Origin of the sequence: Nostoc sp. 'Lobaria pulmonaria (5183) cyanobiont', assembly GCF_002949795.1 — a bacterium.
In the GTDB taxonomy this organism is placed as follows: domain Bacteria; phylum Cyanobacteriota; class Cyanobacteriia; order Cyanobacteriales; family Nostocaceae; genus Nostoc.
In genome coordinates this window covers 3,460,007-3,477,699 of sequence record NZ_CP026692.1, presented here as the reverse complement: position 1 = coordinate 3,477,699, position 17,693 = coordinate 3,460,007, and the positions used below count along the sequence as shown (strand labels likewise).

Genomic DNA, 17,693 nt, shown 5'->3' with positions numbered 1-17,693 from the left:
GTAGAAATTGGTCAAAATGCTTATACTTTTACCTTGTCACCATAGAATATTTATTTATCAAACAACAAAAAGACTGGTTTTAGCAAGCTAGGAAAAATAAATAATCTCAAATCTTACGTAAAAAAGACATAATTTAGGTATAAAAAATAAATGTCGTTAACGTATGGTAAGGACTACAACTGGTACAGTGCTTAATACTCCTCATTTGTCACTTTGCGAAAGCAAAAATCAAAAGCAACTTTTAAAACTCTGACTGGATTTGTGTCTCAAATTTTTGAAGTTGCTGCATAACCAGATGCGATTAATGAGGAATCTTTTGTCCTTAGTAAGTTTTTACAACACAACCTTAAATCTAGCCAGAAATTTCTACACTCGTTAATGATTTCCCTAGTTTTTCATACTCTGTTTAAGTGCTTCATTTGCACAGGCTCTTCTGCATCGGCGGCCATAAAAGCTGAGTTGATGTCATGATGCGGATATTACCGCTAGGAGCGTTAAACTGAGCTAGGTTTTCAAAGTTTAAGCCTTTGGTTCGATGGGCGGCATCTGGGACAGAAAATTGAATCATAAACATCGCTCTGTTCTTTGCTACAATTTTGTAATCCCAAAAGCCGCGAGCCAAACTAGTGGTAAAACTAACGGTATTGAGAGATTTAACTGTACTTTACTTCAAAGAGTTTCACGTTTGGTTAGATAAACCTTGTCATTCTCCAAAAAGTTAGAAAACCATATTGGAGCTATCTGGTATTTCACCCATCGCTATAATGAGTTGCTACGGATTTAGGGCTATCTATCCTTATCTATTTAGGATTAATAGATAGTTTTCGTTGCTTTAGTTCTCTCTCAAGTAAGTGACATATTCTCAATTAAGATTTGAGGTTTTCATTTTGGCGATCATCTATTGGTTGCTGTTTGTTTTTTGCACTTTGATTAAATGGTTTATCAACTGTTTCTCTGATTTTAGATTCAGCAAAATCAGTTATTTTGTATCTTATTTGATCGGATAGTCTATCAAAAAGTCCGCCGAAAAATCTACTAAAAAAGTATCCAATTGATTCCATGATTTTTACCTCATAATTGAAACGATATTAAATAATTAAAGAGTGACTTTAATTAAGTTCATACTAGTTTAGTGGACTATGAAATGTCAGTAGACTTATGTCTATAAACAGGGTTATTTTATTAATTTACAAGACTCTAGACAGAATTATTGAAATTAAAATTTCTATCCGCACTGTTTCTCAATTGATTTGCGGGGTATCTCCGACTGCGTCCTCATTTGCGCTGCGGCGACCGCGATCGCGTCCTACCTCAAGGGGATTGTTCTCTGTTTGTGTCCATAATTAAATTGATTTACCCTGCCATTTCCATCCGCACTCTTGCTCAATTGGTTTTCGGGCTATCTCCAACTGCTCCTCATCTGCGCCGCGACTACAGTTGCTGAATCGGCAAATTTAGCGACGACGCTGCCCTCCCGATCCCGGCGGCGGCGGTAGCGGTCGCGACGGCGGTGATCCCGGCGGCGGCGGCAGCGGTCGCGACGGCGGTGGTCCCGGCGGCGGCGGCAGCGGTCGCGACGGCGGTGGTCCCGGCGGTCGCGGTCCCGATGATGATGACGATGACGAGTCGTGCGCCGAATACCGCTGCTGTCTCGACGGCGGTTCCGGCAGCGGCCGCCGCGGTGGAGGTCCCGGCTGCGGCGGCAACGGTCTTGTCGGTGGAGGTCCCAGCTGCAGCGGCAAGTATCCTGCCTGCGGTCGCTGCGACGAGGGTATTTTCTGTGGTCGCTCTGGCTGCGACGGCTCCGACCGTCTCGGAAACTGGTATGGCGACGGCTGCCGCATTGGTACCGGAACATTCGGAAACGCCTCATGCATAGCCTGCATCGCCGAAACCGGGCGTGCAGGCTCCAAAGATAGAGCAGGCTCAGGCGGAAGCACAGGAAAACCCACCGGCGGCGGCGACCACGGCGGCGGCGACTCTGACGGTTGGGTATCCATCAACTGCGAATCCGCTACTGGATATAGATCTCTCTGCTGCTGCGCGTTTCGCCACCCCACGCTCCGGTGCTGCCGTCGTGGGGCATCCGTTATGTATGACGGTGGAACCTGAGCCAGAGACTCTGGATATTGTGGCAGCTGCGACACTGGCGGCTGCGGCACTGGCGGCAGCTGCGACACTGGCGGCCGCGGTGGCCTCTGCGGCACGGCTTGCTCATACGACGGCGGCTGATGCGACGGCTGCGGCGGACCGATCTGCGGCCGCTGTTGTTCTTCTCTTCGTTCTCTTTCTCTTTCTCTTCGTTCTCTTCTTGACCGTCGCGGATGTAAGATATTATCCACAAAGCCTGCCATTATTAGTGTTCTCTGTGCTTTAGATATGGTTCAAACGGTCAAAATCTGGTTCCAAATCACCCGGAATTAAAAATTTCTTGTTTAAGCGATCGCAAAAGGCGCGTATGTTTTAATGCTAAGAAGTGCGATCGCGGGCGTTGAAACTTTTTGAGCCGATTACTTGCTGTAGCTAATTTTTAGGGTTTTTAAACTCCAATTATAAATTTGAAGTATATCTTGGCCACCTGAGTCGTGAACTATATCGTGTCCTTTTTGTCCAAGTTTTTGGTAAAAGCACAATCCCTGCGATCGCTGTGGCGGCGACGATCCTGCTGGCGATCGCATCCTACCTCTAGGGGATTGTTCTCTGTTTGTGTCCATAATTAAATTGATTTACCCTGCCATTTCCATCCGCACTGTTGCTCAATTGGTTTTCGGGCTATCTCGAACTGCTCCTCATCTGCGCCACGACTACGGTCGCTGAATCGGCAAATTTAGCGACGACGCTGCCCTCCCGATCCCGGCGGTCGCGGCTGCGGTTGCATCGATGGCGGTAGCTGTAGGGCTGGCATCGGCGGCATCGGCGGCACCTGGGGGACATTCTGCTGCTGTAGCCGCCGTTCGTGCTCCTGCCGTTCGCGCTGCTGTTGTTCCTGCTGCTCCCTTCTTTGACGCATTTCGCTCAGAGCCTGCCCCCCCCTAGCTATCTCATCGTCTGACAGACCCGGCCGTGGTGGTGACATCGGCTGTGCTATTGACGTCGGCTGTGTTGGCTGTGGTGCCCACGGTAGCTGCATGGGGTTCCCCACGTTCATCTGCGGATGCTGGGGGACACCCTGTTGCTGTAAAGACAGTTCGTGTCTCCTCTGCCGCTGCATATGCGAGTCATAAGATATAGGATGAAGATCGTCATTCCTCGGTGTCGCATACGTCCCCCACACACCCCCAGGGCGAGTAGAATTCATAGACTCCTCATATGACGGCTGCCGCTGGCTCTCTTCATATGACGGCGCCTGCCCACGTTCCTCTCTCTGCCGATTCTCCTGTCGCTGTTGTCTCCGTCGCCTTGATGACTGTCGCGGATGTAAGATATTATCCATAAAGCCTACTATTATTAGTGTTCCCTGTGCTTTAAATATGGTTCAAACGGTGAAAATCTGGTTCCAAATCACCCGGAATTAAAAATTTATTGTTCAAGCGATCGCAAAAGGCGCGTATGGTTTAATGCTAAAAAGTGCGATCGCGGGTATTGAAACTTTCATTAGATCCAGCCAGCGACTTCTACACTCGTCAATGACTTGCTTAGTTTTTCATACTCGGTTTGAGTAGCCCCTAAAATATGCTTCATTTGGACTGCTTCTCCAGCATCAGCCGCTACAAATGCAGCATTGAGGGCAATAATGCGGATATTTCCACCTGCGGTATTGAGCTGAGCGAGCTTTTTAAAATCTAATCCTTGAGTGGGGGTATTCGATGGGAAAATTCGTTGCCAAATTTTTTCTCGATGCGCCGCATCCGGGAGAGAAAATTGAGTCACAAAGCGCAGCCGCCGCAAAAAGGCAGAATCCAAATTGCTCTGCAAGTTTGTGGTCAAGATGGCTAGTCCAGAATAAGATTCCATTCGCTGTAGCAAATAACTGACCTCAAGATTGGCATAGCGATCTTTAGAATCCTTTACCTCACTCCGTTTACCAAAGATTGAATCTGCTTCGTCAAATAACAAAATAACGCCACCACTCTCTGCTGCATCAAAGATACGCTGGAGACTTTTTTCGGTTTCGCCAACATATTTGCCGACAACTGAGGACAATTCAATTTTATAGAGGTCTAAGTTTAACTCATTGGCAAGCACTCCAGCAGCGAGTGTTTTCCCCGTTCCGCTAGGACCAGAAAATAAAGCTGTGATACCCAGTCCACGTCTATTCTTTGCTGCAAATCCCCAATTTTCATATACCTTAGCTTTTTGGCGAACGTGGGCTGAAATTTGCTCTAAGGTATGTTTTTGTAGGGGTGGCAATACTAGGTCTTCCCAGGTCAATTTAGATTCAATCCGCTCTGCAAGTTTATCTAAACCAGGTCGCGCTTGAGTGCGACAACTCTCCCATAATGCCTGTTTGAAGGAAACAGCAGATTGCGTTGTCAATTGTCCAATTACTGCGGTACAGGCACTACGAATTGTAGAAGTGCTTAAATAAAACTGAGACGTGAGCGCTTGCAAATCTTGAGACAACTGTTCTGAGTTTGGGATCAGCGTGCCTTGTCCATTGAGTTGGGTTTTGAGTTCGTCTACAGAGGCTTGCCAGGTGATTAACTGTTCTTGGGGTTCTGGTTTGGGAATATCAAAGCGAATCATCTTACACTTTAACTCCTGGAGTGGAACACGCGTTGTGATAATGATAAACCCTGAAAATTCCTCTGTGAGTTGATTGAGCGCAGCACGTTGTTCTGGATCAAAAAGATCCGTATCATCGCAATTGAGCAGGAGCGCCCTATGCTCTAAAATACATTCTCTCTGCAATCGGCGAGTGAAAGAAGTTAAGTCGTCAGAGTTTAGAGGAATGCGATCGCAGTTCAGGAGACTGATGCCTCGCTCAAGTTGGTGACAAACGACTTGGGCAATATCTATCTTATCTTCTATCTCTGAACCACACAGTTGAATTATGGGGGGAATATCTTGAGATGAACTTAGATGCCATAACGCTGCTATTTTATCGGCCAAGCTCTGGTGAGAGGGCATTAGTTGATTAGGACGATCTGAAGGTAGCTCAGTAAGTCCTGTCAGTAATGGGTCTGTCGTTTGGATACCTCGAAGGTAATGAAGGATTCTCTCATCTATAAACAATTGTTTATTTAAAAGGCTATTACCTGAACCTAAATCGATAAGCTTCCAATAGCGAAGCGCTCCATCAGGAGCTAATGCACTCCAATGAGGATTTGGTAAGGCTCTGAGGGTTAACCCAAATGTTGGATAGTAGTAGTTCTCATTATTATAGGCTTTAGTGCATAACCCTGGAAAACGTAAATCGAGTTCAATGGCAGCGCAAAAAACCAGTATATAAAACTCAAATTCTGAAAGTTTAAATCTTTGAGAAATTTGCTCAAAAGCTGGACTAAATGACATTTCAGAAGCTATCTTCAAGAGTTCAGATCGAGCTTGATTGATTTTTGAAGATATTGCGTCAGGATCATTTTCAGATTGATTAATAAAGTTTTGTAGAATATTGTGGAGTAGATCGAAGGCGGCAATTAAATAGTATTGGTTGGCTTGGTACCAGACATCAAAATCTGTTGAACTATACATTAGTAAGAGATCCTTGAGACTCAAACAGTTTATAGACAAATTAATCAGTTGACCTCAAGCCTATTGCATAAATTGAGAATATCCCAGGATTTATGCACCATCATACTTTGTAGGCAATTGAGGATTGATAAGAGCTTTGTAAGAACGACCACAATCTGGACATGTGTGTTTTATTGCTCATACGCTGCTTTTCGCCCGCTATCCCTTTCGCGAGCTTCCCTGCCCGGTTCACCATCCAACTTTAAATTATCCTCCAGAAATGTTGGAGGGCAATCCCTAAGTGTTGGTTCTCCTTATTGGAATTCGAGTTACTTGTTTTGGTGGCCGCACGTTGGCTGCTCCTTCCTTTTTTAGTCTTTGTGCTTCTTCTATGTTTGCTTGTTCTTTCCCAGGTGCAGCTTGGTTCCATTGCTCATACGCTGCTTTTCGCCCGCGATCCCTTTCACGAGCTTCCTTGCCCGGTTCACCATCCAACTTTAAATTATCCTCCAGAAGTGTTGGAGTGCGCCCCTCAAGTGTTGGTTCTCCTTGCTCATTCTGTCCAACGTTAAAGCCCCACTCCACTGTTCCAAACTCTTTACCTGTTTTCTTATCCATGGCAGTTGACATAGCATCAAACTTGTAACCTTGTCCAGCGATCGTAGGTCTATCTACGAGATTAGCAGAGTCTGACTTTTTCAGAAGATGATGCTTGCCCACGTCCGGTGTGAGTTCTGAGTGGCCTTCGCTGTGGAAAGGTGTGTTTTGGTCTGATTGGTCGACTCTCCACCCTGTACCAGTCTGTTGCTCTGTAAGTTCACTGCGATGAATAAATTTCGGCTTTCCTTCTGAGTCAATTGGCTTTCCAGATTCGTCAGTTTCACCAGTCCACCCATGATCTGTCGCCGTTGTCTTCCAATTGTCGTTAATATTGCTTCGAACGGTTTGAACAAAATCAATCTTAGAACCGCGAGCGCGTATATTGGGGGTCATTTCCATCTCGGTGGAGTAACCTTTACCAAAAGGTTGCAGTCCTGTTCTCACATCACGCTGGATCTGAAATTTCCCATACTTATTCTTCAAAGTGTCCGGTGGTAAGTTTTGGAAATTTTCCACTCCTTGCAACTGAGGTATTTGGGACTGAGTAGCTACAGGAGGGGGAATCTGAGTAATAACATCTTGTTCAGACTGAGCAGTCACAGCAGGGGGGTTGTTAGTAGGTTCCAATCTTGGAGAGGGCTGCCTCTGCGATTGCTTGGATGAAGTAGAATCCTTCGAGTTAGAGCGTGATTGTCGTCTTTGTTTGCTGGGTTCGGCGTACATTGTTTTGCCTCTAATGTTGTGTTGTAAAAACTTTTAGATAATAGAGCTTTTCTATTAAGTAGCTCTCGTTATGCTGCAACTCCAAAAACTTGATATCCTACTTCCAATCTGAGCCGATTTATGGTCTAATATCATGGCCGGATGATCGAATGTAGTGAGTGCAAAGATAGGTCATGCCAAAACGAATTGGTGTAGCTGCACACATTAGTCTTGAAGAGCTAGAACAGGGTTATCATCTATGGTTGGATGTAAAACGAAAGTCTGCTCATTCGATACTACCTCTAAATCTTTATAGTTTTGGTACTTATATAGTTGTTGATGAACAACTTGAACCTTTTGAACCCCAGCATATAGATTGTGAGGCAGTTTAAACAAAATTCTGTTGTCTTCAACAATTTGTGGTTCTAATAGGTTTTCTCCTCCGTTCAGACGGAGCAGAGTTATATCCTCACTCAAATTCTTCCCATAGATGATTAAACTGCTCCCCGCTACAATCTCGCCATTTGTAGGCGATGCAACAATTTTCTCAATTTGCGGCTGATTCAATGCCCCTTTACTAGAACTTGGAACAAGTAAAGATTTATTAGATCCAATAAACATCATCGATACTTCGTAGGTAATTGAGGGTCGATAAGAACCTCGTAAAAGCGACCACAATCTTGACATCTGTTCTGTATCGAACAAGTTTGGCGCGATCCTTACTTGGTCTAACTGCTCGGTTAAAGCTTCAACAGAAGTCGATTCAATCGCTTGTGCCAAAAGACCGGAACGATTGATGGTTGCGACATGATTTAGCATTGCTCGAATCGTGGCATTGGATAAAACCGGAGTTTGATGCATAAGCTGCATAACATAACCCAACAGTATCTCCGTTTGAAAGTCTTTGTTTCCGTAGGCAGTCAATACATAATGGAGATTGATGGCTAAGGGGAGAATTGCATCTTCTTGTGTACTGGCTTGATGATGGGCTGGCTGGTTGCGTGGCTTGCCGCCTTTGGCATCGCACCCACCCAGATCTGCATTACGATTTTCTGAAACTTGGTAGAGAAATAGATTTAGCTGAGGTTGACCATCGACTCCAATAGAAATCTGATCTGGGGGAAGTGTGGTTACTAGCACATTTCCCATACTCGACAGAGCTGCATTCTGAACCAAGCCGTCTTCTAATAAGTTTTTGAATACAGCTGTTATCGCTGCGATCGCCAATCCATTACTCATACATTTTTACCTAAAAAACTATTTGTATTGTTAGGCACTTAAAAAACATTTTTCATGTAACTAAGATAAGAAGAATCCAGTGCTAAGGCGAACCTAAACTTTTCGCTAAACAGGTTTTCAGAGTGTTCTAAATGCTATTGAGATTTTTGAATAGTAATTTCAGATTCTTCGTAAATTCAGCAATGGCTAAATTGATATTCGTTCAAACCCTTCATAAGCGATCTCTATATCCTCAATTTCTACATCACTTGAATCCGTTTTCATCTCTCCAATTCGGTATTTGGTTGGCCAAGCTTCTGTAAACTGAAAGGCTGCTTGGGGACTATTCCCTTGATGAAAAGTGATTGATATAGTTCTGCGCTGTTTGAACCAGTTGCCCTCTTGCACCGACGAAAACCATAGCCACAAACTCTTGGAAATGTTCATGCCTCTGCGTAAGGTTAGATTTCCACCGACTGCATTACCAGGAAGCTTGGTCAGTCGGGAGCGTCCCTTATTAGCGTTCCCCCAGCGTTCGCTAGTGACTTCTCTAAACTGGATAACCTCTTGGGTAAAGTCAAAACCATCACACTCCTTAAAAGTTCCGTCCAAAAAATCATTGGAGCCATCAAGTCGCAAGGTTATAGAGAAGCCAGATGCCATCAATACAGTTGGTTCACTCATAGATTGATTAAAGTGTTTCAAAGGTTACGGTTAGCTATTTCATCCCAATTTTATTCAGTCGAACTATAGATGGGATTTGGCAACCCCCAATCTGGAGAGTAGTACTCTTGGAGTAAGTCTCGAACCTACTACTCTCCAGCTCCTCTGTTGTCAAGGTGAGTGGCTGTTGGGGGAGATAGATCTCTAATTTGTCATTAGAGATCAGGAGGTTGAGGTAGGACCTCGATCGGGAAGACTGAAACACACCAGTAATAGGGTACGTTTGACAGTATTACTCACCATATAATGGTGTTTATATCTGGAGTCTTCATTCTTCCATCTTTGCGAACATTACTGCATCCGCTCAATTTCTGTAATGCACAGTTGAATTGTTTCAGCAGCAAGCTCGGCATTGTTAGATTCTGAATCAGACACCTGGTAACTCATGGGGAAGACGCCTTTTAGTTGCCATTGAGCATGAACTGCTCCAGCCTCCCCTGCAAAGGTGAACATCAAATCCTCAGTTTTATAAGTGCCTTGTTGAGCATTAGGATTTAATTTTTTCCACCAATCTGCTAATTTTTTATCACCCTTAGGTATTGGGCAAACAAACGTTGGTTGACCAGGCTTTGTTGGACCTGGTCTAGGTTCTAGCTTCTTCTTTCCTCCCTGCTGATTACCGACACAATTAGAAGACACTTCAACATCCATTTTTAAACCACTAAAGCTTTTTACTGCTATTTGTCCACCCAAAGTGCCCCCACTAAGGCTAAAACCAGAGCCTAGACTATATTCTGATTGCGCCATGACTTTCTCCTATTTTTTTACTTGATATGAATGAGCTAAAACAAGTTAGTTGTCGTTTTCATTTTCCAGAGCATTCCACTGACTAATGCGGAAGACCACAAATTCAGCCGGACGCACTGGGCATACACCAACATCGATATACAAACGACCCAAGGTCATCGTTTCAGGCGTATTGTTTTCTTCGTCACACTTCACGTAGAAAGCTTGTTCAGGATTAGCACCAAATAAAGCTCCCTCACGCCAGATGCGCTCTAAAAAGTTCATAACGCAATATCGCACTTGCGTCCACAACTGTTGGTCATTCGGCTCAAAGACAGCCCACTGAGTTCCTACTTCAATGGAACGCTCAATATAGCTGATGAGTCGTCTGACACTGATGTATCTCCATTCCGTTTTGTCAGGTTCCACTAGGGTACGGGCACCCCAAATGCGGATTCCTCGGTTGGGGAATTTACGAATGCAGTTGATACCGAGTGGGTTAAGAAGCTCTTGCTCTCTGAAGTTGACATCGTAGGCTAAACCAGTTATCCCTTTAGGAACTTCATTCGCAGGAGCCTTATAAACCCCTCGCGTTTCATCTGTTCTACCCCATACGCCCATTATGTGGCCAGAAGGAGGAACAAGAATTGAACGCCCTGCATTTCGAGGATTGGGTACTTTAACCCACGGATAATAGAGAGCCCCAAACATGGAACGACGACCAAACTCATCTAACCAATCAACGACATCTTGAGGTCTAGTGCGATCAGGAGGAGGATCTAACACAACCATTCGATTCGTTGCCCCTGGCATATTGCCGCTAGCAGAACCTTCAGACATGCTGATCATGGTCTCCATCACACCATGAACTTGTTCAATGTTTAAAATTTGAGCTTCATAGGCTCGCATTAAATCCGGAAAACAGATCATTGTGATCTCGTCGATTTCAAAGATGCCGAGAACGCCAGTTCGTCTGCTTCGATCCCCTTCTACTTCACTAGCAAATTTCTCAGATGTAGAACTCGGTGCTGGAGGCAGTAGTTCGTATTCGCCATTCAAGGGCCGTCGGGCTAAGGGCGGTCCGGGCTGGGCAATATCTCCAATCGAAATATACTTAGAGTTTTTCAGAGCCTCAACAACGTAGGTTGCAGCCTGCGTTTGGGGTTTTGGATCCATACTCAAGTGATTGTATTGCTCAAGCACTTGATCGTCTCGGCACACTTTTAGAGAGAAGAACTCACGTGGATTTTGAGGTATTTCTACTTTATCCGTTCCCTGCGATTGACCTTTATGGTCACTCGCTTTATCATCATTCTTCGCAGGAGGTAACGCCCGAGGCATTCCATCCTGAATTTCGATTTTAATGGGTCCGTTATCGAAGTGTTCAGACCTGATGGATAAATTTAAACTTGGGCGATCGCCGCGTCTTGGGATCTCTAAGGGAGGTGCTTGCCGTTTTGAACTTTCTAGCCCAATATTGGGGAGTTGGGTTCCAATACTTGTAACCCAACAACGTCCGCCTCCATTCAGGAAATATCCTCGAACTGAGAAAGGTAAATACGCATCGAAGTCTGTAAACCCGTTAGAGTTGCGTCGGGCAAAGTATTCAAGATACTGAGTCCAACTGGTGACAAGCATGGGTTTAAAGAGTTCGGCCCCGCCTCGTATATCTTCAGTAAAACCGATAAATCCTGCGACCGAAGTACTGACGCCCTCAATCGGACGACTGCCGCGATCGACTTCTTCAACATAAACGCCTGGTGCAAAGTAGTCTAGTCTAGCCATGTTAAGTGCTCCTTGATTTGTTAGATAATCGATTGATATAGAAATCTAGTAGGCGGGCATGAGTAATATCTCTTTGGGGATACATGATTCTCCGTCTACAAAAACATCGCAAGTCTTAAACTGATAGCCAAATCGTTTCAGGTGTAAAATGTAGTTTCCAGAAGTCAAATTATCAAACATAAAATACCCTTCCTCGTTGCTAGTTACTGATTTTTCGGTTCCTTCAAGTATGATTTGAACTCGTTTTAATGGCTTTGAGTTTAGAGTATTTTTGACAATACCAGCAATGGCAACTCGCTGAATTTTAGAGCCGCTCCGGCTGATAGCTGGAATTGAATTATTGACCCCAAAATGTCGTTCAGTAACCAAAGGTACAGTTGTTTTTCTCCATACATTAAAGGGAACAGTTACTGTCAAATAAATAGCAGGTCGTACGGGAATAGAAAGAGAACTCCATAAACTTCCTACATCAATGGGTGGGTCGTTAGTGACTGATAATGATAAGTTGCCATGACCACGAAGGTCAGGAGTTAGAAACTCCTCCCGCAAGACTCGACTACGCATTAACAGCAGTAGAGTTTCAGACAGAAGATGAAGCTCTCCTAATACAGTGCGATCGCGGGCTGTAATCACAATGGAGATATCGAACCAACTGGGTGCTCTAGATACTTCTGCAACCTGTCGTGAATCATCAAAATGGCGTTCGACCTGCCTGCCATTATTTGGCATTTTTTTACTGATTCGAACATCATACAGATAGAGATTAAGTGATAGCTCTCTATTACTATCTTTTAAGCTTCCAGGGTGACTAAAGTTTATTTGCTCAGTGCTAGTGAGAACAGATCCGCTAGTCAACATTTCAGCAAGAGTTTGAAGAATCGAATTCAGCATAAGCAGATATCTAATTCGTTTCTATATACTCAGATTAAGCGATCTACTAGCCAATGCAATCAGACTTATGTACGAATTGAAATTTAGAAGTTATAGCTTAATTCTTTTTCAAAAATCACAATAAAAGCTCATCTTTGCATAGAGCTTTAGCTGATGATGTAATTAATTTTACAAATCATTTAATTACAAATAGGTCAACTCTATTTGAGAATGAAAATTAGGCATGAACTTTTTCCAGTAGTCAGGTTAAAAAAGTATAATATTGCCAAGACCTTTTCAAATTACAAAGGAGTATCTGGAGAATGGCACTAAGAAAAGCTCTAAGCTATGACAGATATAAGATTTCAAGCTTTATACCTACTGAGCAGTAGGCGGAGGATTGATCGGGCGATGTCTACGCTTGGGGTAGTGTTATGGGGGATCGCCTAGCTTGGAGTGAAGCACGAGTCCGTAAACGCCGCCCGAAAGCTTACCCCTTAATGACAAAGCCTCGGCATGAATTACGTAAGCAATTACAAACTGCCTAAGTCACAAGTGTTTCGGCTTAACAAGCGTGCCATTCGGCTATGAGGTGATGAACATGCTCCCAAAGGACAAATTTCAGGCATCAAAAAAGATGACATTTTTAGGTCAAGTAAAATTCGTTTCTCAAATTTTTGAAGTTGCTGTCTAACCAGATCCAATTAATCAGGATCTTTTGTCCTCAGTAAGTTTTTGCGATCCAACCGTAATTGCACCTTCTCCTTTGCTTTTGCCGTTCTTTACGCTCTTAACAACTATTTAAGTTCTGTCTTGCTTTCTTTGCTCTCTAGTTTGTAAACCTGTGCCATTGCTTCAGCTTAAACTCGCTAATTTTACTCTGCGATCTGTAGCTTATAGCATTTCACGAAATGCTTGATACAAATGATTTGTCTCTAACTCTTTCCCCCTATTCCCTGTTCCCTGCTCCCTTGCTGCCTATTTGTATCAATCTTAAAGTGAAATGGTATTACTGTTGGAGAACTGGTATTAATAGGCTTCGGAAGTGGTTTTGGCGTATCAACTTGGAGCAAAAACGCACGTTTGACTGATTGACCTTGTTCGGTTTCAGCCGTGAGGATAATTTGAGAGAGATTTGTGGTCGCTTTGAATGTCCTAGAACCGCTAGCTGGGACATCACCTAAAGGTTCGAGTTTAACCTTGACACCATCCCCCTGTACCTGCCAGTTGAGAGTCACAACTTGTCCAACTTTTAAGAATATTGAGGGATTCGTCTCTGAACTTTGATTATTGAGCGTAAAGTTCATAATTTGAAGGGGTGTTGCCTTTAACTGGACTTGAATTGCTTTGGAGAGTGGCAATTGTTTTTGACTTCCATTAGACACAGGTTGAAGGCTAATCGCATAGTCGCCTGGTTTAGCCGGAAGCCCTATATCCACATTGGAACAACTCAACGTCTCGTTGACTGGAGGTTGACATTGCTTAGTTAGTTCTGGAGGAATTTGTTTTTGAAAATCATAAGTTTTGAAAAGCGTTGGTTTACCGTCTTTGAGTTGACCTATAACCTGAAGCTGACCGAGTTGGCTAAAGTTCTTGATGTTCCAACTAAGGGTTAAGGGTTTCCCTTTTTCGAGTTGAGACTGGCGTGCTGCAATGCTCATCACCTGCGGCAGTGGCTTAGGTTGAATTACGACATTCAGTTTCTGCTCAATAGGCTTTTGGGCTGATTTTGCTTTAATCTGAAGTTGGAAGGTGTATTCTCCCGCCAGTCGGGCACCTGTATCGACGTTAGTGCAGGTTAAATTGCGATCGCCTACGGCGGGGCGTAGCCCATCGCTAATTTGGCAATAACGGTTCAGTTCTGTTGGTAAGCCTTGACGAAAGTCGTAAACTTGGGGACTGTTCGCAGTTTGGTCTTTAGTTGAAGAAACCACTAGCCGATCGAGCCGATCGGAATTCGAGATTGTCCAGTTTAGGCGTACCCTGCCTCCCTCGGTATAGCTAGCGCTATCTGGTTTGAATTCTGTCAGGATTGGCGGAGGAACGGGTTTAAAGAACACAAACCAAATCAAAAAGCCGAGTCCCGACAATGCACCAACCCCTGCCAGCACCCACAGCAGAAACTGCCACCAAGGGCGTGCTTTCCAGACTAACAACCCCATCGGTAAATTTTCTGGTGTCGGTAATGCTTGAATATCTTGAAGATTGACTTGAAACGGTAGCTCTAAGCCATACCCAAAGAGGGGACGTCGCCATTTCTGCTTGGGATAAACGCTTAGACTAATCGTCGCTGTTTCGCCAATCAACAAATTGACAGAAGACGGACTGCAAACATAGTAGCACAACTGGGTTTCATCTCGGCTGCTAGCACTTACGGCCAATTCTCGAATTGAATTTCCGTGATTTGTCAGTATGAGTCGATACTGACCCGGGCTGTGACTGACTTTTCCCAGAATAGTCTCCAGTTCAACACTCAGGTGAAGTTTTGGCTTTACCTCTAAATACACCAGATCCAAAAAGACCTGCTCTGGGGCATTATCAGAAATGAGCTGTAGAGTTGGTGAATAGTGACCAGCTGGCATGTCTATGGGATAATGGAACTCAATAATGATTTTGCCTTGGCCTCCAGGATTAAGTTCCAAACCATCGGTACTGGAAACGACGCCTAACTCACTCAGTTCGTTGTAAGGATATTGAATCGTGAACCACGTTTTATCCAAGTCAAGACAATGGAGCCGAAACCGATCCACTCGACTAGAGTGGTTGTTCACGATTACTGATAGCGTCTGGTGCTGGTTGGGCTGAATTAATAAGGGCTGAACGGGACTAGTTGCTGGGTTAATTGAAAAGGTAAGATTTTGTGACCGTATAACAGCCTGCTCTTTGACTAGAACTTCAAGACTGCCTGGGTAATGAATCGGAGTCTCTTCTGGATAATGCTCTGGCGCATCTACTACTACCGTGTAGGGATAACTTCCTGGTAGAGCGTCTAAGGGAATCTCAAAGACCAGGCTGACTTCACAAGCCTGTTGGGAGTCGAGGGCAACCCGCTTTCTTGCAGATGGACACCATGGCAGCAAGGTCTGAGCCATAGGATCGATAAACACATCAATCGCGGCTCCCTGCTCGCCTTGATTAATCAGACTGATGTGAAGGGTAACGCTCTCCCCTGGGAAACCCTCTAGGCGGGTGGGAGGATTCAGGATAACTTTGAGTGGTGTTATGAGATTCAACATCTTTACAGCGTCTTTAGTAAAGGACTATGGCGTTGCTGAAATGTAATGGTAGTTGCACAATAAAAGAATAAAATTTCCATGCAGCTTTATTGAAATTAGAAAAAATGGTTGTCGTCGTGGTGAAATCGGCTTTTTGATTCAACTTAGTAGTTTTCTTCCAACTAATTCCTGCCGCATTAAACAAGTCACGCCCCTTCTCTACGAGACGCTACGCGAACGGGGAAGTCAAAAATCAAAAGTCAAAAGTCATAATAACTCCGTTTTAATTCGTAAGTTACATCATATTAAAATGCTAATTTATACTCAATTTCGCCAAGCTCCCAACTATCTTTCGTTTACAGCCAATTTAATATTTCTTGTTGCTGTTCAATATTCAAATAGCTCTATAATCTTTTATTTTAAAAAGGATTATAGAGTAAACTAAAATACAGACCATTTTCTTGCAATGTTCTCTCATTTGAGTCAACAGATATTAAAGGAATACCCCAGTCAAGACGAACGGTTAAGCGATCGCCCTGTGCCCAACGCAACCCCAGACCAACAGAAGCTAGAGTATTAGGGTCGGGATTATTTCTACCAGAACTGTTCCAGCCAACACCAAAATCTACAAATGGCACAACTTGTAAAGTGCTATTTATCTGGGGTAAGCGCAGAATTGGGACTTGAACTTCCGCAGAAACAAAAGTGCCATTATCCGTCAGCAGATAATCTTGACGGTAGCCGCGAATGCTATCCTGCCCACCTAAGCCAAATTGCTCTATAGGCAAAAGTGTTCTAGATGCAAGTTGCGTATTTAAACGAAGTAATAATAAGGTTTCAGGAGCTAAAAGGCGTGCCCATTGCGCTTGCCCTTGCCAAGCAAAAAAACGGCTATCAGGAGCATCTTGATTAACCGTGGCATCCAACACATCTATGCCCAAACTGAATTGAGAGCGTAGGGCGATGACTTCTCGACTGTTACGATTCGTCCATTCTTGAAAAAATCGCAACGCAGATACTCTAGTGCGTCCCTCTTCATCAGCGCCAGGCGAAAGTTGCGGAGCGGGAACCCTACCTCTGTCTAGTATCCATGAGACATCACTTTCGCGTCGGGAAGCTGTTAACCCCAGAGCCAATTCTTGTGTCGGAGTTTGGACTATAGGCTGGCGGAATGTCAGTTCGTAGTAGCGAGAAGCCGATTCGATATCTAAAAAGTCGAAAGGAGGCTCAATGACATGACTCGACGTAGTGCCATAGTTTAAGCTCAGAGTTCCATTGCGGGGATTGAGAGGCAATATGTAACTAGCGTCAAAGGAGTTGCTACCATCAGTATTGGTGTAGCCCAAACTCAGATCGTCTCCCAATCCGAGTAAGTTGGCTTCATTCAATCTTAACCCGCGTCGGAAACTGCCAACACTAGGCGATCGCCCATTATCAAGAATTATTTGCCCACTAAAGGTTTTTGCCTCACTGACTTTAACTTCTAAAAGACTCGTACCCGGTTGCGATCCTGTTGAGAGTTCAGCAGTCACGTTTTTAATCAAAGGATTGAGTTGCAAAAGTTGCAGTGCCTCTAGTAAACGCTGGCGATTCAGAGGCGCTGATGTCGCAATTGCTAGTCGGCTGCGGACATAATTGGGATTCAACCGCCGAGTCCCAGTTACCTGGATATCTTCTAATTTACCTTCCACCACCTGAATTTTCACAACACCGGATTGGATTGTTTGGGGTGGAATCAAAGCACCAGAAGTAATGTAACCATTTTTGACGTATAGCTCAGTGATTTTAGAACGTGCTTGAAACAATTGAGTCGGTGAGATTGGTCGTTTGGTAAATTCAGCAGTGGCTTGGGCTAACTCTTGGGCACTGAAGACTGTGCTACCAATAACTTCAAACCGCTCAACAACAATAGTTTGAGGAAAATTGCCAGAGGGTAGTTCCTCAGGTGTGGGAGTTGGGGCAGAGGGTGGAAATAGTTCTGCTGGTGGGGGGAGTGGCTGTGGCACTTCCGGTGAGGGAAGTGGTGAAGGTGTGGGTGGTTTAACATCCTGTGGTGGGGGGACATCCTGTGGTGGTGGAATTTGTTGTGATAGGATGAAATTACTAGTTGGTAATTTTGTAATATCAACAGCCTCAGCTTTCATTGGACTTAAAGATGTACTGCTAAGTAATAAAAGCATACTCAGTGGGAAACAGGGCATTATCAGATTTTGGGGATATTTATCAATCATCGCACTGGAC

13 protein-coding genes and 1 pseudogene are annotated in these 17,693 nt (G+C 44.3%); 3 read left to right on the top strand and 11 right to left on the bottom strand.

Annotation, left to right across the window (positions count from 1 at the left end):
- Window positions 1-628: 628 nt before the first annotated feature.
- Window positions 629-784, top strand: a pseudogene (locus tag NLP_RS34950) (IS1 family transposase); the annotation flags it as partial.
- 82 nt (window positions 785-866) lie between these two features.
- Here the strand turns inward: NLP_RS34950 and NLP_RS15165 are convergent.
- The gene (locus NLP_RS15165) at window positions 867-1,061 is read right to left on the bottom strand and encodes a hypothetical protein (RefSeq protein WP_104907107.1); all 195 of its coding nucleotides are present in this window, start codon (window positions 1,059-1,061) and stop codon (window positions 867-869) included.
- Between the two features lie 839 nt (window positions 1,062-1,900).
- Here NLP_RS15165 and NLP_RS15155 point away from each other — a divergent pair.
- Window positions 1,901-2,377, top strand: a complete 477-nt coding sequence (locus tag NLP_RS15155) for a hypothetical protein (RefSeq protein WP_104907106.1) — start codon at window positions 1,901-1,903, stop codon at window positions 2,375-2,377.
- Between the two features lie 133 nt (window positions 2,378-2,510).
- On the opposite strand, the gene NLP_RS33200 is transcribed toward NLP_RS15155, so the two are convergent.
- A complete protein-coding gene (locus NLP_RS33200; protein WP_158680392.1) occupies window positions 2,511-2,714 on the bottom strand; it encodes a hypothetical protein in 204 nt (67 codons plus the stop codon).
- A 166-nt stretch (window positions 2,715-2,880) separates the two neighbouring features.
- On the opposite strand from NLP_RS33200, the gene NLP_RS33195 reads away from it, so the two are divergent.
- The gene (locus NLP_RS33195; RefSeq protein WP_158680391.1) at window positions 2,881-3,036 is read left to right on the top strand and encodes a hypothetical protein; all 156 of its coding nucleotides are present in this window, start codon (window positions 2,881-2,883) and stop codon (window positions 3,034-3,036) included.
- A 558-nt stretch (window positions 3,037-3,594) separates the two neighbouring features.
- Here the strand turns inward: NLP_RS33195 and NLP_RS15145 are convergent.
- The 9 genes from NLP_RS15145 to NLP_RS15100 form a co-directional block, all read right to left on the bottom strand.
- Window positions 3,595-5,454 carry an ATP-binding protein gene (locus NLP_RS15145; RefSeq protein WP_234017336.1) on the bottom strand — a complete coding sequence of 620 codons (1,860 nt, stop codon included), beginning with the start codon at window positions 5,452-5,454 and terminating at the stop codon, window positions 3,595-3,597.
- A 456-nt stretch (window positions 5,455-5,910) separates the two neighbouring features.
- The gene (locus tag NLP_RS15140) at window positions 5,911-6,936 is read right to left on the bottom strand and encodes a hypothetical protein (protein ID WP_104907103.1); all 1,026 of its coding nucleotides are present in this window, start codon (window positions 6,934-6,936) and stop codon (window positions 5,911-5,913) included.
- Window positions 6,937-7,140: 204 nt separating this feature from the next.
- A complete protein-coding gene (locus NLP_RS15135; protein WP_104907102.1) occupies window positions 7,141-8,154 on the bottom strand; it encodes a DUF4255 domain-containing protein in 1,014 nt (337 codons plus the stop codon).
- Window positions 8,155-8,340: 186 nt separating this feature from the next.
- Complete coding sequence (locus tag NLP_RS15130; protein ID WP_104907101.1) at window positions 8,341-8,817, bottom strand: phage tail protein; 477 nt, start codon at window positions 8,815-8,817, stop codon at window positions 8,341-8,343.
- A 330-nt stretch (window positions 8,818-9,147) separates the two neighbouring features.
- Entirely contained in the window at window positions 9,148-9,603 is a 456-nt protein-coding gene (locus NLP_RS15125; protein ID WP_104907100.1) for a phage tail protein, read from the bottom strand.
- 45 nt (window positions 9,604-9,648) lie between these two features.
- Window positions 9,649-11,367 carry a phage tail sheath family protein gene (locus tag NLP_RS15120; protein ID WP_104907099.1) on the bottom strand — a complete coding sequence of 573 codons (1,719 nt, stop codon included), beginning with the start codon at window positions 11,365-11,367 and terminating at the stop codon, window positions 9,649-9,651.
- Window positions 11,368-11,412: 45 nt separating this feature from the next.
- Window positions 11,413-12,258, bottom strand: coding sequence for a Pvc16 family protein (locus tag NLP_RS15115; RefSeq protein ID WP_104907098.1), 846 nt, complete (start codon window positions 12,256-12,258; stop codon window positions 11,413-11,415).
- A gap of 914 nt (window positions 12,259-13,172) precedes the next feature.
- A complete protein-coding gene (locus NLP_RS15110) occupies window positions 13,173-15,473 on the bottom strand; it encodes a COG1470 family protein (protein WP_104907097.1) in 2,301 nt (766 codons plus the stop codon).
- A 398-nt stretch (window positions 15,474-15,871) separates the two neighbouring features.
- The gene (locus tag NLP_RS15100) at window positions 15,872-17,683 is read right to left on the bottom strand and encodes a ShlB/FhaC/HecB family hemolysin secretion/activation protein (RefSeq protein WP_104907096.1); all 1,812 of its coding nucleotides are present in this window, start codon (window positions 17,681-17,683) and stop codon (window positions 15,872-15,874) included.
- Between the last annotated feature and the right edge of the window lie 10 nt (window positions 17,684-17,693).